Source organism: Luminiphilus sp. nBUS_07, from assembly GCF_051201685.1.
In the GTDB taxonomy this organism is placed as follows: Bacteria; Pseudomonadota; Gammaproteobacteria; order Pseudomonadales; family Halieaceae; genus Luminiphilus.
The window spans coordinates 876,896-902,503 of the sequence record NZ_CP179213.1 but is presented as its reverse complement, the minus strand read 5'-3'; the positions used below and the strand labels follow the sequence as shown (position 1 = coordinate 902,503).

General features: G+C 52.1%; 14 protein-coding genes, 2 tRNA genes, 3 rRNA genes and 1 pseudogene. 2 read left to right on the top strand and 18 right to left on the bottom strand.

Annotated features, from left to right (window positions below; translation table 11 throughout):
• The 9 genes and pseudogenes from ACMAZB_RS04060 to pssA form a co-directional block, all read right to left on the bottom strand.
• Entirely contained in the window at nucleotides 1-3,336 is a 3,336-nt protein-coding gene (locus tag ACMAZB_RS04060; protein ID WP_435219505.1) for a UDP-N-acetylmuramoyl-tripeptide--D-alanyl-D-alanine ligase, read from the bottom strand.
• 215 nt (nucleotides 3,337-3,551) lie between these two features.
• Nucleotides 3,552-3,667: ribosomal RNA gene (gene rrf, locus ACMAZB_RS04055) — 5S ribosomal RNA — on the bottom strand.
• A gap of 220 nt (nucleotides 3,668-3,887) precedes the next feature.
• A 23S ribosomal RNA gene (locus ACMAZB_RS04050) occupies nucleotides 3,888-6,764 on the bottom strand.
• A 332-nt stretch (nucleotides 6,765-7,096) separates the two neighbouring features.
• Nucleotides 7,097-7,172 (bottom strand) — tRNA-Ala (locus ACMAZB_RS04045).
• A gap of 9 nt (nucleotides 7,173-7,181) precedes the next feature.
• Nucleotides 7,182-7,258 (bottom strand) — tRNA-Ile (locus ACMAZB_RS04040).
• Nucleotides 7,259-7,346: 88 nt separating this feature from the next.
• Nucleotides 7,347-8,880 (bottom strand): 16S ribosomal RNA (locus tag ACMAZB_RS04035).
• Together the 16S, 23S and 5S rRNA genes with 2 tRNA genes alongside form the textbook arrangement of a ribosomal RNA operon.
• 465 nt (nucleotides 8,881-9,345) lie before the next feature.
• The gene (locus tag ACMAZB_RS04030; RefSeq protein WP_435219504.1) at nucleotides 9,346-9,963 is read right to left on the bottom strand and encodes a sulfite oxidase heme-binding subunit YedZ; all 618 of its coding nucleotides are present in this window, start codon (nucleotides 9,961-9,963) and stop codon (nucleotides 9,346-9,348) included.
• Nucleotides 9,964-9,978: 15 nt separating this feature from the next.
• Nucleotides 9,979-10,958, bottom strand: a pseudogene (gene msrP / locus ACMAZB_RS04025) (protein-methionine-sulfoxide reductase catalytic subunit MsrP).
• Nucleotides 10,930-11,802, bottom strand: a complete 873-nt coding sequence (gene pssA / locus ACMAZB_RS04020; protein WP_435219503.1) for a CDP-diacylglycerol--serine O-phosphatidyltransferase — start codon at nucleotides 11,800-11,802, stop codon at nucleotides 10,930-10,932. The pseudogene msrP and the gene pssA overlap by 29 nt, the downstream one beginning before the upstream one ends.
• A 176-nt stretch (nucleotides 11,803-11,978) precedes the next feature.
• Here pssA and ilvC point away from each other — a divergent pair, with 176 nt between their 5' ends.
• Nucleotides 11,979-13,448, top strand: coding sequence for a ketol-acid reductoisomerase (gene ilvC / locus ACMAZB_RS04015; RefSeq protein WP_435219502.1), 1,470 nt, complete (start codon nucleotides 11,979-11,981; stop codon nucleotides 13,446-13,448).
• A gap of 91 nt (nucleotides 13,449-13,539) precedes the next feature.
• On the opposite strand, the gene ACMAZB_RS04010 is transcribed toward ilvC, so the two are convergent.
• From ACMAZB_RS04010 to ACMAZB_RS04000, 3 genes are all read right to left on the bottom strand, one after another.
• A complete protein-coding gene (locus ACMAZB_RS04010; RefSeq protein WP_435219501.1) occupies nucleotides 13,540-15,534 on the bottom strand; it encodes a sodium-translocating pyrophosphatase in 1,995 nt (664 codons plus the stop codon).
• Nucleotides 15,535-15,640: 106 nt separating this feature from the next.
• Nucleotides 15,641-16,132 (bottom strand): acetolactate synthase small subunit, encoded by a 492-nt coding sequence (gene ilvN, locus ACMAZB_RS04005; protein ID WP_435214658.1) that lies wholly within the window; start codon nucleotides 16,130-16,132, stop codon nucleotides 15,641-15,643.
• 1 nt (nucleotide 16,133) lies between these two features.
• Nucleotides 16,134-17,882, bottom strand: a complete 1,749-nt coding sequence (locus ACMAZB_RS04000; protein ID WP_435219500.1) for an acetolactate synthase 3 large subunit — start codon at nucleotides 17,880-17,882, stop codon at nucleotides 16,134-16,136.
• 419 nt (nucleotides 17,883-18,301) lie between these two features.
• Between ACMAZB_RS04000 and ACMAZB_RS03995 the strand changes: the two genes are divergently transcribed.
• Nucleotides 18,302-18,775, top strand: a complete 474-nt coding sequence (locus tag ACMAZB_RS03995; protein WP_435219499.1) for a DUF4124 domain-containing protein — start codon at nucleotides 18,302-18,304, stop codon at nucleotides 18,773-18,775.
• A 9-nt stretch (nucleotides 18,776-18,784) separates the two neighbouring features.
• Here ACMAZB_RS03995 and ACMAZB_RS03990 read toward each other — a convergent pair whose 3' ends face one another.
• From ACMAZB_RS03990 to ACMAZB_RS03965, 6 genes are read right to left on the bottom strand one after another with little or no spacing between them, the layout of a single operon-like run.
• Nucleotides 18,785-22,354: a pilus assembly protein gene (locus tag ACMAZB_RS03990; RefSeq protein WP_435219498.1), complete on the bottom strand. Its 3,570-nt coding sequence runs from the start codon at nucleotides 22,352-22,354 to the stop codon at nucleotides 18,785-18,787.
• A 31-nt stretch (nucleotides 22,355-22,385) separates the two neighbouring features.
• Entirely contained in the window at nucleotides 22,386-22,907 is a 522-nt protein-coding gene (locus ACMAZB_RS03985; RefSeq protein WP_435214651.1) for a hypothetical protein, read from the bottom strand.
• 8 nt (nucleotides 22,908-22,915) lie between these two features.
• Nucleotides 22,916-24,037, bottom strand: coding sequence for a PilW family protein (locus ACMAZB_RS03980; protein ID WP_435219497.1), 1,122 nt, complete (start codon nucleotides 24,035-24,037; stop codon nucleotides 22,916-22,918).
• Between the two features lie 2 nt (nucleotides 24,038-24,039).
• Complete coding sequence (gene pilV, locus ACMAZB_RS03975) at nucleotides 24,040-24,594, bottom strand: type IV pilus modification protein PilV (protein ID WP_435219496.1); 555 nt, start codon at nucleotides 24,592-24,594, stop codon at nucleotides 24,040-24,042.
• A complete protein-coding gene (locus tag ACMAZB_RS03970; RefSeq protein WP_435219495.1) occupies nucleotides 24,591-25,118 on the bottom strand; it encodes a GspH/FimT family pseudopilin in 528 nt (175 codons plus the stop codon). Before ACMAZB_RS03970 ends, pilV begins: the two co-directional genes overlap by 4 nt.
• Nucleotides 25,118-25,570 carry a type IV pilin protein gene (locus ACMAZB_RS03965; protein ID WP_435219494.1) on the bottom strand — a complete coding sequence of 151 codons (453 nt, stop codon included), beginning with the start codon at nucleotides 25,568-25,570 and terminating at the stop codon, nucleotides 25,118-25,120. Before ACMAZB_RS03965 ends, ACMAZB_RS03970 begins: the two co-directional genes overlap by 1 nt.
• Between the last annotated feature and the right edge of the window lie 38 nt (nucleotides 25,571-25,608).

Here is a 25,608-nt window from a genome sequence, read left to right as displayed (position 1 = left end):
TTAAAGCTCTACGCTGTTCACCTGAACTGAGTCTACCGAAAACTCATGACTTCCCAGACATATCATCCAACGGCTATGTCCTCCAAAGGCGCCATGGGTCACCAAGGTGCTGTGATAACCGCCGTAGTCTATTACCTGTTGTGCCTGCAGTTTTGTGGCAGAAAAATACGGGATTTTGTGGTCCTTTAAATCCGGTATTTTTCTTCCAAAACCACGGACCCGTCTCGCAGAGTAATAGATTTCGCCCTCTACAAGTGCGTCTTTCAAAATATCTTCAATCGCTAATAAGCGCTGCCTCGCATTATCGCGCTCAGGGTTGTCCTGTTTATCTAGGCTCTCGATCTGAGACAGCAACTGCAACCGTTCCTCCCGTAGGGCATTAAACTCAATTTGCAGACTTTTAAACTCATCCTGAGTGGGCATTGAGACAAATGCAGAAGCAGCAACGCGACTAAAGGCCTCAAGCATTTCACGACGGCATTGATCGCCCAACACTCGACATAAAACACCAGCAGCAACAAGAATTTCAAATCGCTGATCGACACCGCAAATCATTGCCTGTAGCGATTCAACCCCGCCTTCTAAAAAGTGAATGTTGATATTGCCGCGCTTCAACGACGCTAGGCGCTGGTCATTAGGTAAACCTTTAATCTCCCAAGCGTGCTTTGTATCCTCAAAGCCATCTCGAAGACACTGTGTCCGATAGGCTTTTAGCGCCTCGACTGCGAAATCCGCCCCCAGTATATGAAACTCGGTCGAGGTAAAAGTCTCAGCAAGTAAATTATAAAACGGTTGTAAGCGACCATCGCCGCACCCATAGTCTATGAGCCACAAGGCCCCTGGCTGTTGCTTCTTCAGCGCAAGTGTTTGCTGTACTAGGAAACTGACTGCCGCTTTTTCCTGCTCAGAAATCTTGGTTAAGTTGTAGGCATCCTCCTTGAACCTGCGGTTAAAAAACTCCACCAACGTTGGTGCGTCACGATCGATTTGGCTCTGGGGCTTGCCATCAGTCAGGTTTTTTACGATATCTGATATCGACACCTCTCGCGCGGAACCTTTAAAAGAAACGATATCGCCGCTGCGCACCGCTGTGTGCAAAAATTGCTCAAGCGCTACCACTGACTCAAAATTTTTGTGCGTTATGCGATCGTGTATTAGTTGATCAAGTGCCTGACAGTGGTCGCCGAATGACAAGAAAATATCAACACGTGAGTCATTGATATCCTGAGCCAACGCCGTGTGATAGTGCCGCGCGTCGCTTCCCATTTCCCCCATGTCACTCAAAACCAAAATACGGCGTCCGTTGGACTCGGGCTCCATTAAACCAAGCACGTGCAAATTCGACCTAACCGAGGCTGGATTGGTGTTAAAACTATCATCTAAAATTCGGAGGCGCGTACCGTTAGCCGTTGTCGCCTCGCTTATTTGATTTCGGCGTTTTTCAGGCTCAAGCTTTTCTAGCGCCGGCAGCGCCTGAATCAAATCGACATCCTCAGATACCATTACAGCCACGGCCACTAAGCTATTTAAGGCCATGTGCATACCGGGCAAACCCAAAACGTAGTGATACGTTTTTTGGAACACCTTAACTTGTATCCTCGAATGCTCGGGTCCCAACTCGATATCCTCGGCGCAAATATCGGCTTGCGGGTGTTGTCCGAAGGTCAATAGGTTGATGTCTGATCGCTGTAACGCGAGACCCTGCAGCATAGGGAAGTGTTCAGAATCGCGGTTCAGCACAACCGTTCCACCGGATTCGACCCCCCAAATGACCTCCATTTTTGTCTTCACCACAGAGGCTACAGACTCGTGAAACTCCATATGGTCGGCCTGAATATCGGTAACTACGGCCGTGTGCGGCCGCACAAGCAGTGCTTTGGGAAGGATCGTACGTTTGGCGCCCATGCCCATTTCAATTACCGCGTAACGTGCGCGCCTTGGAATATTGGCAACACTCTTAGGAACGCCCGGCTGATGATTAAAGTTGGCAATATTTTTATAAACCTCACCCTGCACTCCTAGCAACGCGGTGATCATGGAGCAAACCGTCGTTTTACCGACACTGCCAGTAACACCTATGACCCTCCCGCGAAACGTTTCTCTTCGTGCTAGCGCCAATTTGACCAATGCCGTGAAGGTATTCCGAACCTCTAAATATTGGCCTTTTGAGGGCTTGTTCTGATCCGATGCAATTATCAAAGACGCGCCTTTTTTAATCGCCTGCCTAAAGGTGCTGTCGTTACTCGGCTCGAAGCCCCAATGACTGTCTATTCCAATAAAAATGCCCGTCCGCTCCAAATAGGATGTGGAAAATGTCAGCTCAGGATAGGCATAGTCTTGCTTTAACGGCGGGTTAAACACGCCACCGGTGATCTTAGCCACTGCGCTCCCACGCAAAAATGGCAAAGGGCCAGCCTCTTTGTTGTTTAATTTGCGACGCAAAGATTGTCCTGCTCGGAGCGCTCGGGAACAAACGTCAATACTGAGTAACATCCCAGGAAGATTGGCTTCCACCGCCTTAAAAGTATCCAGCCGTCTTTGAGCATTTAGCAGTTCAAGCAACAACACTTGGGCATAGGCATAAAGTGATTCTGAGGGCCTTGCAGTGAGATAGAGGAATAGCTGTTGGAGAATCTGCCAAGGAGCGTCCTCTAAGCCTTGGCGCAACGTGCTTGGCTGAAACAAGACCTGCATTGCAATATCGTCTGCCATTTCAGCGTAGGGCGTCGTCGCTACGGCAGCGAAACCCATCCATTGATAAGCCCGGCAAATATCCTTGTACCTAACGTCTGAGAACGCTGTTGCTACATTATTTGCTAGTAACTGCCGGGCTTTTTCGAGCTCAGCTTCGGTACTAAGATCTGCCAGACACAGAAGATAAGCATTCTGTTCCAGAGACAGCTCAACGGGTGTGTTACTAACACTGTCAGCTTTTTGATCGAACATGCCATTGATAGGCAAGTCAGCGAGAACAAGTTTCTGACCGGCCTCAAGAGCCGCAGCCCGTAATCGAATGCTCTGACGTCGGGCCAAGGTCAAATATTGGGCCTTAGCAATCTGGGCCGCATCAACCTTATCGCGATCTTCACCGGGCCGCAGGCCATTCACAACCGTCGTGCTGAAGGATTGCAGCACTCTCGTGCATTGCTCATCAGGGTGACCGCCATCGGTCTCAATAACGTGAACAGCTCGAGCTAAAGCTGACGCTAAAGCGTAATGCGCCGGTGTAGCTTCCGAAACACGGCCGTTGGTTAAAGACTTCTCCAGAATTCTCGCCAGGTTTCGAGATTTTCCGTGAAGGTCGCTGCGCAGGTATTGTTCGGCGGATTCATACATCGACTTAAACCATCTCAAAACACGAAAACGCTAGTTAGACTGACAAAATCTAGACGATCTCTCGTCGAATTTCATCAATGTCTAAGCATAGGAACTATACGTTATACCCCAACAAAACCACAGCACACTGGCAAGACCTCTAGAGATAGTGGGGAGCGCTTAAATAGCAGCACAAAAAAAAGGGCTACCCAATGGGTAACCCTTTTCTAATAAAAGCCTGGCAATGACCTACTCTCACATGGGGAAACCCCACACTACCATCGGCGATACGTCGTTTCACTTCTGAGTTCGGGATGGAATCAGGTGGTTCCAACGCTCTATTGTCGCCAGGCAAACTGGCTTGAGTGACAGACTCGCTACAAGTAGCAAGAAAACCTCTCAAATAAGGCGGTAAATCTAGCTGATTCTTTCGTTGGTGATGAACCCAACACACACTATGACTTGAGCACAACATACTCCTTTCAGAGTCACGCAACTTTCGCCGCGTGCCGTCAGTCTTCTGTGTACTTAAGGTTCTAGTTACGAACCGTACACCAAACAACTTGGATTATATGGTCAAGCCTCACGAGCAATTAGTACTGGTTAGCTCAACGCTTTACAGCGCTTCCACACCCAGCCTATCAACGTCCTAGTCTTGGACGGCTCTTCAGAGTCCTCAAGGGACAGGGAGAACTATTCTTGGGAGGGGCTTCCCGCTTAGATGCTTTCAGCGGTTATCCCGTCCGAACGTAGCTACCCGGCAATGCGTCTGGCGACACAACCGGAACACCAGAGGTTCGTCCACTCCGGTCCTCTCGTACTAGGAGCAGCTTCCCTCAATTCTCCAACGCCCACGGCAGATAGGGACCGAACTGTCTCACGACGTTCTAAACCCAGCTCGCGTACCACTTTAAATGGCGAACAGCCATACCCTTGGGACCGGCTTCAGCCCCAGGATGTGATGAGCCGACATCGAGGTGCCAAACACCGCCGTCGATGTGAACTCTTGGGCGGTATCAGCCTGTTATCCCCGGAGTACCTTTTATCCGTTGAGCGATGGCCCTTCCATACAGAACCACCGGATCACTAAGACCTACTTTCGTACCTGCTCGTCTTGTCAGACTCGCAGTCAAGCGCGCTTGTGCCTTTACACTAACCTCACGATTTCCGACCGTGATTAGCGCACCTTCGTGCTCCTCCGTTACTCTTTGGGAGGAGACCGCCCCAGTCAAACTACCCACCACACACTGTCCCCGATCCGGATTACGGACCTAGGTTAGAACCTCAACGTTATCAGGCTGGTATTTCAAGGTTGGCTCCACAACAGCTAGCGCCATCGCTTCAAAGCCTCCCAGCTATCCTACACAAATAAAGTCAAAGTCCAGTGTGAAGCTATAGTAAAGGTTCACGGGGTCTTTCCGTCTAGCCGCGGGTACACTGCATCTTAACAGCGATTTCAATTTCACTGAGTCTCGGGTGGAGACAGTGTGGCCATCGTTACGCCATTCGTGCAGGTCGGAACTTACCCGACAAGGAATTTCGCTACCTTAGGACCGTTATAGTTACGGCCGCCGTTTACCGGGGCTTCGATCAAGAGCTTCTCCGAAGATAACCCCATCAATTAACCTTCCGGCACCGGGCAGGCGTCACACCCTATACGTCCACTTTCGTGTTTGCAGAGTGCTATGTTTTTAATAAACAGTCGCAGCCACCTGGTCACTTCGGCCAGCCTCAGCTTAGAGAGCAAGTCTCATCACCAAAACCGGCGTACCTTCTCCCGAAGTTACGGTACCATTTTGCCTAGTTCCTTCACCCGAGTTCTCTCAAGCGCCTTGGTATTCTCTACCTGATCACCTGTGTCGGTTTACAGTACGGTTCTGTTTTACCTGAAGCTTAGAAGCTTTTCTTGGAAGCATGGCATCAATCACTTCGCGCCCTTGGGCACTCGTCATCAGCTCTCGGCCTTAGAATCCCGGATTTGCCTAAGATTCCAGCCTACTGCCTTAAACAGGGACAACCAACGCCCTGATGATCTAGCCTTCTCCGTCCCTCCATCGCAGTAAAACAAAGTGCAGGAATATTAACCTGCTTTCCATCGACTACGGCTTTCGCCCTCGCCTTAGGGGCCGACTTACCCTGCGCCGATTAGCGTTGCGCAGGAAACCTTGATCTTCCGGCGGGGAGGTTTTTCACCCCCCTTATCGTTACTCATGTCAACATTCGCACTTCTGATACCTCCAGCAAACCTCTCGGTTCACCTTCAGCGGCTTACAGAACGCTCCTCTACCATGCATGCAAGCATGCATCCGCAGCTTCGGTTACCAATTTAGCCCCGTTACATCTTCCGCGCAGGCCGACTCGACTAGTGAGCTATTACGCTTTCTTTAAAGGATGGCTGCTTCTAAGCCAACCTCCTAGCTGTCTGAGCCTTCCCACATCGTTTCCCACTTAATTGGTATTTGGGACCTTAGCTGGCGGTCTGGGTTGTTTCCCTCTTGACAACGGACGTTAGCACCCGCTGTCTGTCTGCCGTGATTGAACTCCTGGGTATTCGGAGTTTGCATGGGGTTGGTAAGTCGGGATGACCCCCTAGCCCAAACAGTGCTCTACCCCCCAGGGTTAGACACGACGCTCTACCTAAATAGATTTCGAGGAGAACCAGCTATCTCCGAGCTTGATTAGCCTTTCACTCCGATCCACAGCTCATCCCCTAACTTTTCAACGTTAGTGGGTTCGGTCCTCCAGTGCCTGTTACGGCACCTTCAACCTGGCCATGGATAGATCGCCCGGTTTCGGGTCTATTGCCTGCAACTGAACGCCCTATTAAGACTCGGTTTCCCTACGCCTCCCCTAAACGGTTAAGCTTGCTACAGACAATAAGTCGTTGACCCATTATACAAAAGGTACGCAGTCACACCCTAAGGTGCTCCCACTGCTTGTACGCATACGGTTTCAGGTTCTATTTCACTCCCCTCTCCGGGGTTCTTTTCGCCTTTCCCTCACGGTACTGGTTCACTATCGGTCAGTCAGTAGTATTTAGCCTTGGAGGATGGTCCCCCCATATTCAGTCAAGATAACACGTGTCCCGACCTACTCGAATAATGTATGGATAGATTTCGTGTACGGGGCTATCACCCTTTATTGCCGGACTTTCCAGACCGTTCCACTATCACACCAAACACTTTAGGGCTGATCCCAGTTCGCTCGCCGCTACTGTGGGAATCTCAATTGATTTCTTTTCCTCCGGGTACTTAGATGTTTCAGTTCCCCGGGTTCGCCTCCTACACCTATGTATTCAGTGCAGGATACCCTTGCGGGTGGGTTTCCCCATTCAGAAATCTCCGGATCAAAGTCTGGTTGCCGACTCCCCGAAGCTTATCGCAGGCTCCAACGTCTTTCATCGCCTCTGACTGCCAAGGCATCCACCGTATGCGCTTAGTCACTTGACCATATAACCGAAGTTATCTGTCCAAGAAGACTGTTCCCTAACCCCCTTTGCGTAGGTTAGGTACTAGTAGACACAAACCGATCAAAGTTTGTGCCCGCCGGATGTTGTGACGCTTAAGTCACAGTATGTACAACTCGTTTCGAGCGCGGGAATTGAAACCGCACTCGAGAACATTCATCAATGAATCATCCTCTCCACCTCAGCCGAAGCTGAACTGTAGATTTTTGATTCAAAGAATCAGCTTGATTTACCTTGTTAAAGAACACTCTGGTTGCCAAAACCAGACATCGACACACCTTAGTGCGTCCATGTATGGATTCGTTGCGACGGAATTGGTGGAGCTATGCGGGATCGAACCGCAGACCTCCTGCGTGCAAGGCAGGCGCTCTCCCAGCTGAGCTATAGCCCCGGAACAAACTGGTAGGCCTGGGCAGATTTGAACTGCCGACCTCACCCTTATCAGGGGTGCGCTCTAACCAACTGAGCTACAGGCCTAAAAATCGCACCCGAGTAAAAACCGTCGCATTAACCTAATAGATGAAGACAAATGTGTGAACACTTGCTGAAGAGAGTCACAATCGTTTAAGGAGGTGATCCAGCCCCAGGTTCCCCTAGGGCTACCTTGTTACGACTTCACCCCAGTCATGAATCACTCCGTGGTAATCGCCCTCCCGAAGGTTAGACTAATTACTTCTGGAGCAACCCACTCCCATGGTGTGACGGGCGGTGTGTACAAGGCCCGGGAACGTATTCACCGCGACATTCTGATTCGCGATTACTAGCGATTCCGACTTCACGAAGTCGAGTTGCAGACTTCGATCCGGACTACGACAAGTTTTCTCGGATTGGCTCCCCCTCGCGGGTTTGCAGCCGTCTGTACTTGCCATTGTAGCACGTGTGTAGCCCAGGCCGTAAGGGCCATGATGACTTGACGTCGTCCCCACCTTCCTCCGGTTTGTCACCGGCAGTCTCCTTAGAGTTCCCACCATTACGTGCTGGCAACTAAGGACAAGGGTTGCGCTCGTTACGGGACTTAACCCAACATCTCACGACACGAGCTGACGACAGCCATGCAGCACCTGTCCATCGGTTCCCGAAGGCACCAATCCATTTCTGGAAAGTTCCGAGGATGTCAAGGCCTGGTAAGGTTCTTCGCGTTGCATCGAATTAAACCACATGCTCCACCGCTTGTGCGGGCCCCCGTCAATTCATTTGAGTTTTAACCTTGCGGCCGTACTCCCCAGGCGGTCTACTTATTGCGTTAGCTGCGCTACCAAGGTCTCAAGTACCCCAACAGCTAGTAGACATCGTTTACGGCGTGGACTACCAGGGTATCTAATCCTGTTTGCTCCCCACGCTTTCGCACCTCAGCGTCAGTGTCGAGCCAGGAGGCCGCCTTCGCCACTGGTATTCCTCCATATATCTACGCATTTCACCGCTACACATGGAATTCTACCTCCCTCTCTCGCACTCTAGCCTTCCAGTATCGGATGCAGTTCCCAGGTTGAGCCCGGGGCTTTCACATCCGACTTAAAAAGCCGCCTACGCGCGCTTTACGCCCAGTAATTCCGATTAACGCTTGCACCCTCCGTATTACCGCGGCTGCTGGCACGGAGTTAGCCGGTGCTTCTTCTAAAGGTAACGTCAAGGCTAACGAGTATTAGTCGTTAACTTTTCCTCCCAATTGAAAGTGCTTTACAACCCTAAGGCCTTCTTCACACACGCGGCATGGCTGCGTCAGGCTTTCGCCCATTGCGCAATATTCCCCACTGCTGCCTCCCGTAGGAGTCCGGGCCGTGTCTCAGTCCCGGTGTGGCTGATCATCCTCTCAGACCAGCTATGGATCGTAGCCTTGGTGAGCCATTACCTCACCAACAAGCTAATCCAACGCAAGCTCATCTAATAGCGCGAGGCCCGAAGGTCCCCCGCTTTCCCCCGTAGGGCGTATGCGGTATTAGCTCGAGTTTCCTCGAGTTGTCCCCCACTACTAGGTAGATTCTTACGCGTTACTCACCCGTCCGCCGCTCTACTCACACCGAAGTGCTTTCGCGCTCGACTTGCATGTGTTAGGCCTGCCGCCAGCGTTCAATCTGAGCCATGATCAAACTCTTCAGTTGAAGAATCTTTAACCTCTGCCGAAGCAAGAGGGGATGGTTACGCAGAAACTTGCTTTACCACCCAAATCTCAGCTCAGAAACAAAATCTAGAATCATTAATTCAATGAATCGATGAGTCACTTGTTGTTTCTGAATAGTTAGTGACAACTACTCCAACAAGTGCCCACACATCTGTCTTCATCTAATTGTTAAGTATCAAGTCGCCGCTAGGACTGACTTTTTGATAAGGGCTTCGCCTTACCGAGGTCGCGCATTATACGCACCGTTTGAAACCGCGCAAGTCTTTTTCGAAGAAAAAACCACTTTGATTTCATCCGGCTCAGATTGGATCATACCCCCCCCTGAGCGGAAGCGCGACTATACGCGTCACGCGCTGCAGCGCAACCCTTTTTAGCAACATATTTTAAAGTTTACGCTTTGCCATCTCGACTACCGATTAACGCTGCACACCTGCAGTGCGGTTAACTAGCGTCTGGCAGTGAAACGGCGCCTTAAAACAAGTGCCGCCCGCCAGCATAGCAAGCCTCCCAACAGCACCCCGTAGAGCACAGCGTCGCCGATGTCAGACCGCGATAGCCACAACACATGCAAAACCCCTAAGACGGCAACCCCATAAACCAGCTGGTGCAGCTGCCGCCAACGCTGACGCAGCCTACGCCGCATGCGGTCTGTCGAAGTCACCGCCAAAGGAATGAGCAGCGCCCAACCCGCAAAACCTACCAGCACGTAGGGGCGCTCGATCAACTCCTCCAGCAATATCGCCAGGCTCCAGCCAACGTAAACCTGTGCAAACACTATTAGATGAAGGGTGGCGTAAAAAAACATAAACAATCCCAGCATCCGCCGGTACCGAAACAAGGCAGGCCATCCCCATTGCGCCACAGGTCGAGCAGCTAGAACCAGTACAAGCAGGCGAATAGCCCACTCTCCGGTTTGATGCATTAACGCCTCTGCGGGGTCGGGCCCAAGAGTATTGCCGAGCACACCATAGACGATAAGCAGGAAAGGACTCAGCGCTAGAGCAAACACCGAGGCCCACCAAAGCCGATCTGACCAAGGTAAACGGTACAGCGGAACACCCACTAGCCTAGCCTCTACTTAGTAATATTTGCTTAGGTCCATACCCGCGTACAGCCCAGCCACCTGCTCGGCATAACCATTGAAGAGCTGTGTCGGTACCCGGTTAGGCTTAAACAGCGACGACGGTAACCGTCTTTCGTAACGCTGGCTCCATCTGGGGTGGTCAACTTCGGGATTTACGTTACTGAAAAACCCATACTCATGAGCAGCCAGCTCCTGCCATGAGGTTTGCGGTTGTCGGTCGGTTAACTCAATTGACACGATCGACTTAATGCTTTTGAAGCCGTACTTCCAGGGCACAATGAGCCGTAGCGGAGCACCACTTTGGTTAGGCAACGTCTTTCCGTAGAGGCCCACGGTCATCAACGTTAAGGGGTGCATTGCCTCATCCAGTCTCAGGCCCTCTTTATAGGGCCAATCGATAACCGAGGTGAATGATCGCGTACCGCGCATTTCCTCAGGCCGGTAGAGCGTTTTAAAAGCAACATAGCGCGCGTCTGCCGTGGGCTCAAAACGCCGCAACAAATCTGCTAAGGGAAACCCAATCCAAGGCACGACCATGCTCCACGCCTCAACGCACCGAAACCGGTAGATTCGCTCTTCTAGATCAAAACCACCCAGAACATCTTCTAGGTTCAGCTTGCCCGGCTTGTTGACCAATCCAGATACCTCCACCGACCAGGGTCAGTGGTCATAGTATGGGCGTGCTCAGCGGGATCTGATTTATCAGTCCCAAATTCGTAAAAGTTATTGTAGCTAGTCACGTCCTCGACCGGCGTCAGCGTCTCTTCTGTCGAACAGGCATCACACTTAGCTTGGCTGTAAGACAAAGGCTTTGCGGCAGGTGCTGCAGCAGCCTGAGTGGGCAAAGTATTCACCAGCGCCCCTGCAGCTGCTGCTTTCATCAAATTTCTGCGATCGAGCCAGACCGACTCTGGAGTTATTTCAGAGGAAGCAATCTGAGGCACATTAAGAATCTTGCGTGGCACGGGCTTCATCCTCCTTTTGGGCTCTCTGAACAACATTTTGACGCAGGTGCTGGATCGGCCCTGAAACAGCAAAGAGAAAAGAAAACACCCAGATAAACAACGGGGGATCCAGAGCAATGAGGGCCAGCACGCCTACCATCAGGAAAATACGAACAAAAGGAACGCGGCCGTCCAGCTTGATGCTTTTAAAACTGAAATATGGAAATCTGGCAATCATAAGAAAACCTAGGCCCGCCAGCAGCACAGCGTGGAGCCAGGCCAGCGGCAGGATAGAAGCGGGCAACTCATGGGTCTGACCCAGCCAAACACTACCCGTCACGGCAGCCGCCGCCGCGGGACTGGGCAGCCCCACAAAATAACCCGCATCCACCGAATCTCGTTGCGTGTTGAAGCGAGCAAGCCTCAATGCCGCGCAGGCCGTGTACAGAAACGCAGCGACCCATCCCAGCTTCCCCGTATCCACTAATGCCCAATTGAACATGAGCAACGCAGGTGCAATACCAAATGAAATCATATCTGACAAACTGTCGTACTCAGCGCCAAAAGCACTGGTCGTGTGCGTCAGCCGCGCGACTCGACCATCGAGCCCATCAAAGATCATTGCCACCAAAATAGCGACGGACCCCGCATAGAAATCCCCCTGCATACCCGCTATTACTGAGTAAAAGCCGCAGAACAGGGCGCCGGTCGTGAACAAGTTGGGCAGTAGGAATACACCACGAGCAGGGGCCGCAGCCTCCGACCCGTGGGTTTCTTCGTAATCGCCTACCAGCGACGTTAGGGGCGCCTCAATCTGTTCGGCAGCGCGCTCAAAATTGTCGTCTTCTTTGTTGTCAGCGTCAGTAGTAGACATAGGACTCTTTCGTTGAAAATGCATCCATAGTTTAACAGTGCCAGATAATCTGCGGGAGATTTGCAAAAAAAGCCTCGACACAAAGGCCACAACAAGCTTTTTTTGATGTCAGGGGGTATACTCGGCGCCGATTTTTCAAAGCAGCACACCTTCAAAAACACCCTCAGGAGAACACGGTGAGCAATTATTTCAATACGCTACCCCTACGTATTCAGCTCGAAGAGCTTGGCAAATGCCGATTCATGGACCGCTCTGAATTCGCTGACGGTGTGGATGCCTTGCGCGGCAAGCAAATTGTTATTATCGGCTGTGGGGCGCAGGGCCTTAATCAAGGCCTTAACCTCAGAGACAGTGGGCTTGACGTAGCTTACGCACTGAGGCCCGAGGCGATTACTGAAAAACGGGCGTCATGGCAGCGGGCCACCGATAACGGCTTTAAGGTCGGCGATTACCAAACACTGATCCCCACGGCAGACGTGGTGATGAACCTTACCCCCGATAAGCAGCACACACCTGTCGTCAATGCTGTCATGCCACTTATGAAAGAGGGGGCGTGCCTAGATTACGCCCACGGCTTTAACTTGGTCGAAGAAGGCATGCAAATCCGGAAAGATCTCACCGTGGTGATGATGTGCCCCAAATGCCCGGGAACTGAAGTCAGAGAAGAATACAAGCGGGGCTTCGGGGTTCCCACCCTGATTGCCGTGCACCGTGAAAACGACCCTCAAGGCAAAGGCATGGCCATTGCAAAGGCGCTTGCAGCGGGTACCGGTGCCCATAAGGCTGGCGTTCTCGAGTCCTCTCCCATTGCCGAAGTTAAGTCAGATCTAATGGGTGAACAAACGATATTGTGCGGCATGCTGCAGTCAGGATCGCTACTTTGCTTCGATCGAATGGTCGCACTAGGCACTGACCCGGGATATGCCGCCAAATTGGTACAATACGGCTGGGAAACTGTCACTGAAGGTCTCAAGCAGGGCGGCATTACCAACATGATGGACCGCCTGACAAACCCGGCGAAAATCAAAGCTTTCGAATTGTCTGAGAGCATGAAAGACATCCTTCGGCCACTTTTTGAGAAGCATCAAGATGACATTATCTCTGGTGTATTCTCAAGCACCATGATGGCAGATTGGGCACAGGACGATGCCAACCTATTAAAGTGGCGCGCCGAAACCAATGAGACAGCCTTTGAAAAGCAGGCGCTCACTGAGGAAGACATCTCGGAACAGGAGTACTACGACAAGGGCATTTTGATGATCGCCATGGTCAAGGCTGGTGTAGAGCTGGCATTCGAGACTATGGTGGATGCCGGTATCATCGAAGAGTCGGCTTACTATGAGTCACTCCACGAAACACCGCTTATTGCTAATACGATTGCTCGAAAAAAGTTGTACGAAATGAATGTCGTGATATCTGACACCGCGGAATACGGCTGCTACCTTTTTGACCAAGCCGCCAGACCTTTGTTGGCTGAGTTTATGCAGTCCGTGGACAGCGATGTGATTGGCGGGGGCATGACGGGCGACAACGGCGTCGACAATAAAGCGCTCATTGAGGTCAATGCTGAAATTCGCAACCACACGGTAGAGTTAGTGGGCGAGGAATTACGAGGTTACATGACGGAAATGAAATCCATCGCCTGAGTCGTTTCAAAGCACAAAAAAAAGGAGCTCGAGGGCTCCTTTTTTATGCCCAATGTCATCGGGCGTATCACGCAAGCAAGTGCGACCTAAATCAAAGCAGGGGCGCTATCACGAGGCTGACAATTGCCATCACATTAATCAAAATGTTCATGGAGGGGCCAGAAGTGTCTTTGAAGGGGTCGCCCACTGTGTCGCCAACGACAACGGCGGAATGAGTATCGGAACCCTTGCCGCCAAGATTGCCCTTTTCAACAAACTTTTTGGCGTTATCCCAGGCTCCACCGGCATTCGCCATCATTAGTGCCATCAGAACGCAGCCCAACAAGCCCCCTGCCAACATGCCACCCAAAGATTCAGGGCCGAGACCGAAGCCCACGACCACAGGTGCAAGTACGGCAATCGCCCCTGGCAGAATCATTCGCTTCAGGGCCGCCGTCGTCGCAATGTCGACGCAGCGCTCGGTATCAGGATCAGCGGTGCCCTCGAGGAGACCGGGAATTTCTCTGAACTGCCGGCGAATCTCATTAATCATGTCAAAAGCCGCCTCGCCCACCGCTGTCATGGTAATTGAAGCAATAAGGAACGGTATCGAACCACCAATGAACATGCCTATCAGAACCTGAGGCTCAGACAATTCAAGGGTGAAGCCGGGATTGAGCACCGATACGGTGCTGACATAGGCCGCGATGATCGCAAGAGCAGCAAGCGCTGCGGCACCGATAGCAAAGCCTTTACCAATGGCCGCCGTGGTGTTGCCCACCTCATCAAGACCATCCGTGATTTTTCGGGTGTCCTCACCCATGCCTGACATCTCAGCGATGCCACCTGCGTTATCCGCGACAGGTCCGTATGCATCAATCGCCATAGTAATACCGACAGTAGAAAGCATACCCACCGCTGCGATGCCCACACCGTACAGCCCTGCGAGCTCGGTAGAAGCATAAATAATCGCGGCTAAAGCCAAAATGGGAACAACCACCGACTCCATGCCAACGGCAAGACCCGTGATCATGACCGTCGCGGGTCCGGTTTCCCCTGACTTCGCAATCTTGCGAACGGGGCTACCGCCTGTGTAGTACTCGGTAATCAGCCCGATAGCGACGCCACCGACAGCACCTGCAACAACCGCCCACCAAACCTTGGCTTCTAAGCCTAGAGATTGAACGAGAAACCATGCCATAGCGGCAAACACGACGGGAGCTGCCAGGGTACCGCTGCGCAGTGCATCTTCAGGCGCTGCAGAAGAACGGGCGCGTACCAGAATAATGCCGATAAACGAGGCCAGCAGACCCACCGTAGCTAAACCAAGCGGCAACATCATCAGTGAAGTTTGCTGGTCGGCGGCGACAGCCATCGTCGCGGCGATCGCAATACAAGCGATCATCGAACCACAATAGCTCTCAAAGATGTCCGATCCCATGCCGGCGATATCGCCCACGTTGTCGCCCACGTTATCCGCGATCACACCTGGGTTGCGAGGATCGTCCTCAGGAATGCCGGCTTCCACTTTACCCACCAGGTCGGCACCGACATCCGCACTTTTGGTGTAGATACCACCGCCAACGCGTGAAAACAGTGCCACAACCGAGGCACCCATGCCGAACCCATGAATCGAGTGGACCGACTCAACATCAGTTCCGAAGAAATAGAAGAGTCCGCCTAAGCCAATTAAGCCCAGTGACGCTACGCATAGCCCCATGATTGAGCCACCATAAAAGGCGATGTTTAGTGCCTTGGCTGGCCCATGATCATTGGCCGCCACTGCGGTTCTGACGTTGGCACGGGTCGCAGCATACATACCAAGGTAGCCAGCAGTCGCAGAAGACACGGCGCCGACAACGAAGGCAATGGCGGTATCTTGTCCCAGTGGTGACAGGAATATGCCCGCGACTAGTACCGCAGCGAAAGCCGCTAGCATCTTGTATTCGCGATGCATGAAAACCATCGCACCGACGTGAATTTGGTCCGCGATACGCTTCACGTTATCGGGTCCGGCGTCATGCTTGGACATCACGTTATAGATGACAAAAGCTACGACTAGGCCCGCCAAACCAACTATCGGCGGCATAATTAGATCAAACGCCATAAGGTATTCCCCCAGTGATTATTTTATTTATCGCGGGGAGTCTATACGCTGGACCCCCGCCGCCGCAATGTAAGAAAGGACAGAGGCGTTATTAAAGGCGCTTTGATTAAGGTGCCAGGACCTTTTCCCCGCGTGCCATACCCGCGACACCTGAGCGCACCACCTCCATAATTTCAGCGTCGCCCAGGGCTGCAACAAAAGAATCCAGCTTTTCTGTAGGCCCCGTTAACTGAATGACATAAGTCTCTGGCCCCACATCTATGATCTGGCCGCGAAAAATATCGGTAGTCCGCTTAACTTCATCTCGCTGCGATCCGACGGCGCGGACCTTCACCAGTAGAAGATCTCGTTCAACGTGGGCACCCTCAGTCAGGTCAACGACTTTAACGACATCAATCAGCTTATTTAGCTGCTTGTTGATCTGCTCGATTTTTAGATCGTCCCCTGAGGTGGTCAGCGTTAGGCGTGATAAGGAATGATCGTCAGTAGGCGCCACATTCAGCGATTCAATGTTGTAACCGCGCTGCGAAAAGAGTCCCACGACACGGGACAGGGCTCCCGCTTCATTTTCTAGTAATACAGATAGAATACGTCGCATGTTAGGTTCTCTCCGTCTTGCTGAGCCACATATCTTTCATCGCACCACTAGGTGCCACATGCATTGGGTAAACGTGTTCGTGGGGCTCAACGAAAACATCCAGAAACACCAGTCGATCTTTCAAGGCGAATGCCTCGCGCATCGCTGCTTCCAGGTCGTCGCGCTTCTCCACCTTCATGCCCACGTGGCCGAAAGATTCAGCAAGCTTCACGAAATCAGGCAGCGAAGCCGCGTAATGACTTTCTGAATAACGGCCTTCGTACTGCATGTCCTGCCACTGCTTGACCATGCCCAGATAATTATTGCGCAAACTGATTATTTTTATCGGCGTACCGTACTGCGCACAGGTAGACAGCTCTTGAATATTCATTTGAATACTTCCCTCACCCGTCACGCAGGCTACCTCTGCATCGGGCAGGGCCAACTTAATCCCCATGGCTGCAGGCAGACCAAAGCCCATGGTTCCCAGTCCGCCAGAATTGATCCAACGACGAGGCTTATCAAATTTATAATACTGCGCTGCAAACATTTGATGCTGCCCAACATCGGATGTTACGTATGCATCTCCCTCGGTCACCTCATAAAGGCATTTAATAACGTCCTGAGGCATCGCCAACTCACTTTCCCCGTAACGACGTCCGTGCCAAAGTCCGTGGGCCTCACGCCAACTTTCGATCTGCTGCCACCATTGGGCGAGTGCAGCGGGTTCGGGCATTTCGCGATCACTCCCTTGCAATTGGGCATCGATCTGACTCAGTAGCTCAGTCAAAACCGTCTTAACTGGACCCACGATTGGGATGTCGACGGGCACAATTTTGGCAATAGATGCAGGGTCTACATCAATATGAATAATCTTTGCGCCCGGACAAAACTTACCCACCGTATTAGTCACTCGATCATCAAATCGAGCGCCCACCGCTAAAATAACGTCGGAATGATGCATGGCCATGTTCGCTTCATAAAAACCATGCATTCCCAACATACCCAAAAACTGTCGATCAGAACCGGGGTAAGCACCTAACCCCATCAGGGTATTAGTGACCGGGTAATTCAGTTTTTGCGCCAGCGTAGTCAGCAGCTCACAGCCCTCTCCCTGAATCACCCCGCCACCTGCGTAGATCACAGGTCGCTTGGCCGACAACAATAATCTAGCGGCCTTGCGAATCTGGCCTGTGTGTCCTTTATTTGAAGGCTGATAAGAGCGCAGACTGACACTTTCGGGATAGTGGTAGTCAAACTTTTGTTCCGGATGGGTCAAATCCTTGGGGATATCAATCACTACCGGGCCCGGCCTTCCGGTAGTTGCGATGTAAAAGGCCTTCTTGATGATTGAGGGGATATCCTCAGTGCGTTTCACCATGAAACTGTGTTTGACGATGGGGCGCGACACCCCAACCATATCGGTTTCTTGAAACGCGTCCTCTCCGATTAAATGCGTCTGAACCTGTCCCGCCAACACGACCATGGGAATCGAATCCATGTAAGCTGTCGCTATGCCAGTGATCGCATTAGTCGCACCCGGGCCCGAAGTCACCAGGACAACGCCGGGTTTGCCGGTCGCACGCGCATAGCCATCCGCCGCATGGGTAGCTGCCTGTTCGTGACGTACTAGGATATGGGGCACCGCGTCGAGCTTAAAAATTGCATCATAAATATGCAGCGCTGCTCCGCCTGGATATCCGAAAACATACTCAACGCCTTCGTCTTCCAAAGCCCGGACGATCATTTCGCCGCCAGATAATTGTTCCATGTTTCGCTCCCACCGTTGGGGGTGTCATACACTGACGGGAGCTACAGGCTTACGCCTCTACCCCACCGCCGCTGCCTGTCGCACGAAACACTGGTCGGATCAATTCCTAGCCACCCAGCCAGAACAGCGATCACGAAACCCGTGTATCGGTCGGCCTGCGGGGTAGCGCAGTGTCGAGCCCGAAGTGCGCAAACGCACCAGACGGAACCCGCAAACAGCCCTCATAACTATCCCGTCATGGGGGTGGGCCAGCGGATGAGGGTACTCATCGTTAGCCGTTGCCGTTCGCGTGACGGGGAACATAGTGGAAAGGTGCCGCAAAAAAGTCAAGAAATGCTCAGCATTAACACCGTGTGATATTGCCGAAAAGCAAAGATCACAGTAGCTTGAGTGTCGTAGAGTTAATTTTGGGATCCGCTATGTCGACAGTCCTCAGCTGGGCAGCCACGCTCGCCACCGCAAGCCTACTCTTCATGCTGGCACATCCCACAGAGGCTGCAGTGATGTATCGATGGAATGACAGCAATGGCAGGCCCGTGATTAGCGATCGACCACCGCCCCCAGGCACACCGCATACAACCCTCAACAGCGCCCAATACGGCCAAAGCGGTGCCAGACCTGATCAGATGCAGCAACCAACCTCAAACAAACAGCAAGCAGGCGTTAACAACGCTTCCAACCAAAGCACAAGCAATGACAACACTCCAGTGGCGTCTGTGCGTATTCAGAAAAATGCTGATCTTTGCAAACACGCTCAGGACAATATTTATACCTACGAGAATTTTTCGAGAATACGCACAGAGGACCCTGACGGTACCGTGCGATTTATGTCTTCAGAGGAAATTGAACGGAAGCTGAATGACGCTCGCCAAGTAGAGGACCGTCACTGCTAAGTTTCATGCTTACAAACGATCAATGTTTTCCACCCGGAAAGCCTCGTTGAGAACTTCGGCACCCAAGGGTTCAATCTTGACCGGATCAAAGCCTTTGCATCCAATGCAAACAGTGACCACATCATCTGTCAGCTCGCCAGCTCCACATCCAGCACCCTGACAACTACTGCCATTAGAATCTAGCCTCACCGTTACTATGATTGGCGGAATGGGTATCCCTTCACCAAACTCCTCACCGACATCATTTTTCGGCGTGAACAAGGGAATACGGTAGGCTTTTGACACCCCTAAATTGCTGCACATCCCACCATTTCCACCATTGGGCTGAAACGTGTTGAAAAATACTTGCCCGCCACCGATCGCCGACTGATTCACAACTTGCTCGCCACGATCCAACAGGTCGATATACCAACCGTCGTAATCGGTGATCGCGGCTCCCGGGGCCAACCCCAGCGCGGCGTTCAACAAGGAACCGCCATCCAAGTTTATGGTTGGGCGTGCCGCCAATTCAGTTTCGTTGCCTCCAACAGTGGGACGATCAATAAAGACATAAAAACGATTAGCGACCTGTTGCTTGTAGGGGTAGTTTTGTTTGAGGGGACGCTCACGATCGCCACTGCCCAAAGTGACAAAAACGTCAGCCCCCAAAGCACCCACAACCGGTCGGCTCATGAATCGCCGGCTGGAGTTAGCGACGCTTGCGATTTTTTTTATGAACCAAGCGGACTGGCCCATAGGCAGCGTTGATGTCGCTTGAGCACCGGGAAGTTGACTCAGCGAAATCCGATACAAACCTCCAGCCGCATCGGCAGCGTAAACAAAATCGATGTAACCATCGAAATCAATATCCAGTAGCTCCAGCTCGGCCACCACAGGGGCATCAGTCGCCAATTCTGCCAACAGCTCACCGCTGCGGGCATCGACAAAAAAGACACTGTCCCCTTTGACCGTGCCCGAACACGCGTAGGCAGCGCTGTCTACATCCAGACAGCCGTCCCATCCCCCACCCATCATCAACACTGGGCGACCCCCCTCTTGATAGCCCTTGATGTAACCCACAACTGGGGTCGACCAAGTCTGTCCAACGTTAGAAAATCCCGGGGTGCAACCTGTATCCTGTGCTGAGCTGGGGCATCCCAACTTCCAAAGCAAGCTCGGGCTGTCCGGCGGGGTGCCCGCCTGCCCCCCAGCAGGACTGATATCAAAGCCGTAGAGCATACGGCCACCGCGGCGCATTGTCGGGAAAATGAAGCCCGTCGTGAGCTGACCAGAAGTGTTGTATTTTGTGTAGACACCCGTAGAGCCATCAAAGAAATAATCTTTGTTTTCGGCGTCAATATCGGTGGTCAGTGCAGCATCTAGTCCGAAGTAACTTATCGAAGGCGTATTCCGATATTGCCGCTCAATGCCCTGATAGTGCTCTGGCGCAATAAAAGCCCAATCCTCAGACCCTGAATCTGGGTCAAGGCTTCTGTAAACACCGTCATTGCTCCCATAAAAAACACGAAACAAAGTCCCGCCATCTGACTTTGATCCGTAACTGACCGTCAATGGCCGCGAATGCACAATATCGCCATGAATGGTTGCCCGTAATCCCGAAGCAGGCATACGTTCGGTTGAATTCAAATTAGGGTTGGTGCCATACAAACCGTTACCAACGGGAATTTTCGCGTCGCCTCCTCGTAAACCCGGGTTTTCCCCGACCACATAACGGTAGTACGCAGCATCACTTAGATCATTTACGCTAAGCGCGCGTAGCGCCTGCCCCGACTCAGTCAAAACAACTCTGGCGCTAGCTCCTGACGATGTAATTTGATTTCGGATTTGCTGTGCAGCACCTCCTTTTTCAACAAATGGGCCGTCGGGAGAGTCAGACAAAACACTGCGACCCGCAAGCACAGTGGGCGAACACGTGCTAACCGGATTTGGATCAAGGGCTAATCCATCAAAATACGGCTGAAGACCACTCATCGAGGCATCGACATCGCTCGTATCAGAGGTCCAAAAACTGGTTGCACAAGACTGAGAAAAACCCGTTTGAGGGTTGATCGCGCGCTCAAGATTTACATCGGCTAATTCAATCTGGCCGTTGAAAAAGGCAAGCTGATACTGCTTAAGATTCCCCAACCACCGTGGCTCACGATCAGCACCAGGCCTGAACATACCGACAAATACGCGATTGTCGGCCTGCGCTCGATTGGCCGAGGACAGCGGTAGAGTTACCGCGGAGAAAGACGTATTAATGTCGATAATATCGCCAAATACGCGATTCAGTGCCGCCTCAAGCTCCGCGGCGTTGGTTGCTGATTGTCTGTAACCACCCCCCTGCTCTGCGGCACTATCAAGCAGTGCGGAGTGGAGTGCATTGGGCTTGGCGTTATAAACATCAACCGTATAAGTGGTGACCTGAGCTCGATAAATCTCGGTGCTACCGTCATCGCCGGTGACCGTCACCGGGACGCCAAATTCTTTGAGAAATTTAGTCCAATCATCAAAGTTGTAATCAACACCGTCGATGAGAAGATCCGTCGCCGAGTGCCCGCCATCTTCTGTCACTCCGGGGTTTTGAAAAACTCGGTACTTGTACTGCTGGCTGTTGCCCTGACCAGGGCAGCCGCTTTTACTGCGGTTGGTCTTAGCGTTACTGGCACTGCAAAAACATCCAGCAGCAGCATCAACGCATGCTGCGGTTATCGAAGCAGCCTCAGATGGCGCCCCAAAAATACCACCAGAGCACGCTGAAGGCCCCGCGTAGCACTGCGCCGAAAAACCCAAATCTATCTGGTTAGTGCTCCCCTGGGATACCGAACGCGTTTGGTATTTAGGCATGCTCAAGCCACCCGAGGGCGCTCCAGCTAATGCCGCTGGAGGCGTCATATTGAAATCGGCGTAAAGCTCAGCTAACGCTGATGAATTGCTTTGATCATCAGATTCGGGGCCGTTGGAATCAGGATTACCAATAAAAATCATGTAGGTCTTTGTGCAGAGCATGGCCGAAGTTAAAGGCGAAGCGAAACGGCTCCAAGGCACTGCGTAGCCGCCCGCGTCTGCAAGAGCAGACGGGGTTCCTGCGCCACTAAAAAGAGAGGCATCCCCTGCCAGATAGTGATAGAAATCTGCCACCAAGTTCCCCAGAGAACTGTTGGAATTACGCTTCTCATTTGGATCGTTAATACCCTCATAGATCTCATCGAGCGTTGTGTTAAAAGCGGCTTTGGCCCCCTGATACGGTTGCAGGTCGAACCGAACATACCCACCATCCTGATTAGCGTTACCCTGAGTTGTAAATTCGAAAATACCAACGTTTACGTCAACGTTGTCAGGCAGGGCCGCCATCGTATTGCGTATTGCCAGCACCTCGGACTGCCCCTGCTTTAAACCCCCGGGCCACTTCTGACTCTGCCGAGACCAATTAGACGTGTTATCCAGTACAAAAATCACATTGGGTAAAGTATCGCTAACCCCTTCAGTCGTGAGGCCACTGGCAAACAGGTCAATATCTTCAGCTAAAGCAAAGCAGGGAGCCATAATAAGCGCGACGATATACCCCAAGAAAAATCGATCTGATGGCCTGCTCATACACCAACTCCTGTACTTTGAGTTATCGCTATCAGCTACACGCTGACGCCAATAAGTTTAGGGTGGTGCGTGTTTGCAACCCCTGCCGCACCTCCACTTTGGCACCAGTGGTCGCATCACTCGCCACAGCCGTGACCTCCCATAGCGCCTCTGCGCAGAGAGAATAGAGGCCTGGGGTAAAGCAACTCGCATCTTTAGGATCACTGAGCGCATTGAGCTGAGAGTTGCGAAGTGGATATGCAGAAATACAACGTGGCCGGGACATTTCGACGACAATATCGTCTTCAACGCCATCGCCAGTGAGGTCGAGACAGCGTGCATAACTACTGCCGTTACATCCCGAGGTAAAAGCCTGCTCCCCTTGGAGAAACCCCGGTGTTGCTATCGCCTCTTGAATTGCTGTCAGCGCTGCATTTCTTGCAGCGCTTCGAGCCTCGACGTTATAAACCACCCTCAAGTTATTTTGAACTTGACTAGCAGCCGCCACCCCCATGATGGTAACTAATAGCAGCATGATCAACGCGACCAGCAACACCAATCCTCGCTCTTTCATAGGTGACATCACCGCCTGCGACCACCAATGTTGACGATATCCACGGTTTTACTGTGCACCACCCTGCGGAAGTTTTTATTTGCAGAGGGCACTGACCAAGACTCTCCGGCGATCGTATAAGTTGCCGCGTCGGAGTACCCCGGCTCCCGTTCGGTTGATCGGACAACAGTCCAAATTTTCACACCAATTACGTTAGGCCATTCAACGGCGTCAGGAGTTTGCGTGACCCGGTCGTACTCACCATCTCCATTCGTATCGATAAACCATTCGAAGCGAAGCAATTCGACGCCCTCAACAAGCACCTCTGCTTTGAACCCCAGAGCACCACCCACGCCATCTAAGTACAAGCGGGTGAAAGTGCCATTTTGATCAACAAAATAAATCCGCGACACAAATCTATAAATTGGTGCTGGAGACTCACAGTCGAAGCTGGTGTAGGGCAGAAGCCCTTCCACATTGGCATCGTTAACTTTTTCAAGCTTTATCTCGCCACCAGACAGCCCTAGGTTTTCGGAATAGCAACCATTGGTCTGGAGGTGAAAATAATCCCCCAAGGGCCGGCATTGATTGAGTACCGGCTTTGGCGGTGCTCCGGTCGCACAGCTGCCGGCACGCCGAATCACAAAATAGTTCGAACTCTCATTTGCCTGCGCCGTCACACCACCACATTTACCCGCATTTATTTCTCGATTCAGCGAAGCTCCCGGCGCCGAGAACAGCGGATATTCCATAGCAAAAGCGAGCTCGGCTTTAGCGTTGTTACTCGTGTTAGTAATGATCCCACCAACACCAAGACAGGTTGGAGGCGATTCGCTAGCAACATTCCAACTCAGTTCTGAGGGAACTGAGTCAGGCACTTCCCCTGAGACGAAAATTTGTGTCTCTGCATCGACGGGGTAATTTGCACCACCCCAATAACCGCCCAAAGAAAGCTCGGCAGCTAAAACCTCCAGCGTAAATAGCGCATTTTCTATTTGACGACCCGATCGATCGACACTCGCCAAACTTCTACTCGTATCGGCGAATAACGTTGTGATACCCAAGACAACAACGATACCTAGAGCCATTGCGATCATGATCTCGATTAAACCCACGCCGTGCTGCTGGCGAGCGCTAGTTGGCAGGCCCACGTTCATCTCACGGCAACATCACGGTAAACAGCACGACGTAGATTTTCGCTTCCGTACTGACCACTACCGCAGGAGGCTGACGGTGCAACCGAGTTCATCATGCCCTGCCAGGCAATGCTCACTCGGATAATCGTTTCACCACTCCCACTTGCAGCAGCTGACTCAATACAACCACGCGCCCCTAACGGCGATGCAAGATTTTGCCCCTCAGACACTCGGGCCGCACCGGCAATCGTGCGATTCCAATCACAAAGATCGCGAAGCACTGCTGTTGGGGAGGAGCACGCTGGCTGAACGTCCAGCGACCCATAGTAGCCAGCAACCCCCTCAATCAGATCCTGTGTGTAAGTCCCCGCTTCCGCCGCTTTGGGGTTCATGCGGATCCTCGCGGCCATGTCGTCAACCATTGCTGTTATTTGAGCCCGCTGTATTGCCTCAAACTGGTCATTCATAACGTTGACCTGCAACGCCGCCAACCCCAAGAGCCCAACGGAAGTAATCAAAAAAGTGACCAGCACTTCGATCAGAGTAAATCCGCTCTCGCTTTTTACAGTCATGAGCTGCACGCTCCGGACCACGAATAGTCGGAGCTCATACCGGGACATTGATTGGCACAAACTCCGGGCGCTGCGATAGCGCGACCGTCAGTTTCGACGTAAAGACAGACGCTGCACGTGCGGTCAGCTACAGATGTCTCAATTTCAAATCGGGGACAATTACCCGACCTCCCCCAACTATTAAACGCGACTTTAGTCACCTCAGAATGGCCATTCACCCTGATACTTTGCGGAACCACATAAGCTCCTAGTGGCGTCTGAGTGCAGCCAGCAGCCGCATCAATCTCCACGCACCAGCCATCACTCCAATTCGTTGCTGTGGGCAGCACATTGACTGACTCATTACGCTTTATTGCCTCCGATCTGGCCAGTGCCAAAGACAACCGGAGTTCATTACTGACTTGCCTGAGACGCTGCTCCGCAAGTAACTGAGAAAAAGAGGGGACCACAGTCGTGGTCACGATGGACAAAATAGCGAGCCCCATCAGCAACTCAACTAACGTAAATCCGTCCGACCTTTTCATTACCACGCCTCCGTGGCACCGCCGGTTTGGCAGTTCCGGGTTCGAGCCCCCGCATTGGTCATGCAGAGAGTCCCATCACCCAGCTGCACACTTTCTACAACAGGTTGTAGACGAAGCAGAAAGGACGGTGGTGGACCATTAGAAGCACCTAGATCAGTGCTTCCTATGGTGTAAAAGGGCGCTACGTCGTTCGCTACAGAGGTACTCCCGGGGAAGGCCGAAAGCACGTCCGCCGGAAAGCCCAAGGCCGTGAGTGTTGTCGCATAAGCTCGACTGTTTATGAAATGCTGCTGCTGACGCTGTGCTATTTCCAAAATAAAAGCCTGAGCTGCCGCCCGATTCCCCTTTCGAATGTGCTCTCGATAGGAGGGATAAGCCGTTGCTGCCAGAACTCCCACAATAGCGATGGCGATGAGAAGTTCTATCAGCGTAAATCCTGACCTTTTATTCATTGAGCTCGGCATAGCATCACCTAAAACTGACAATTAAC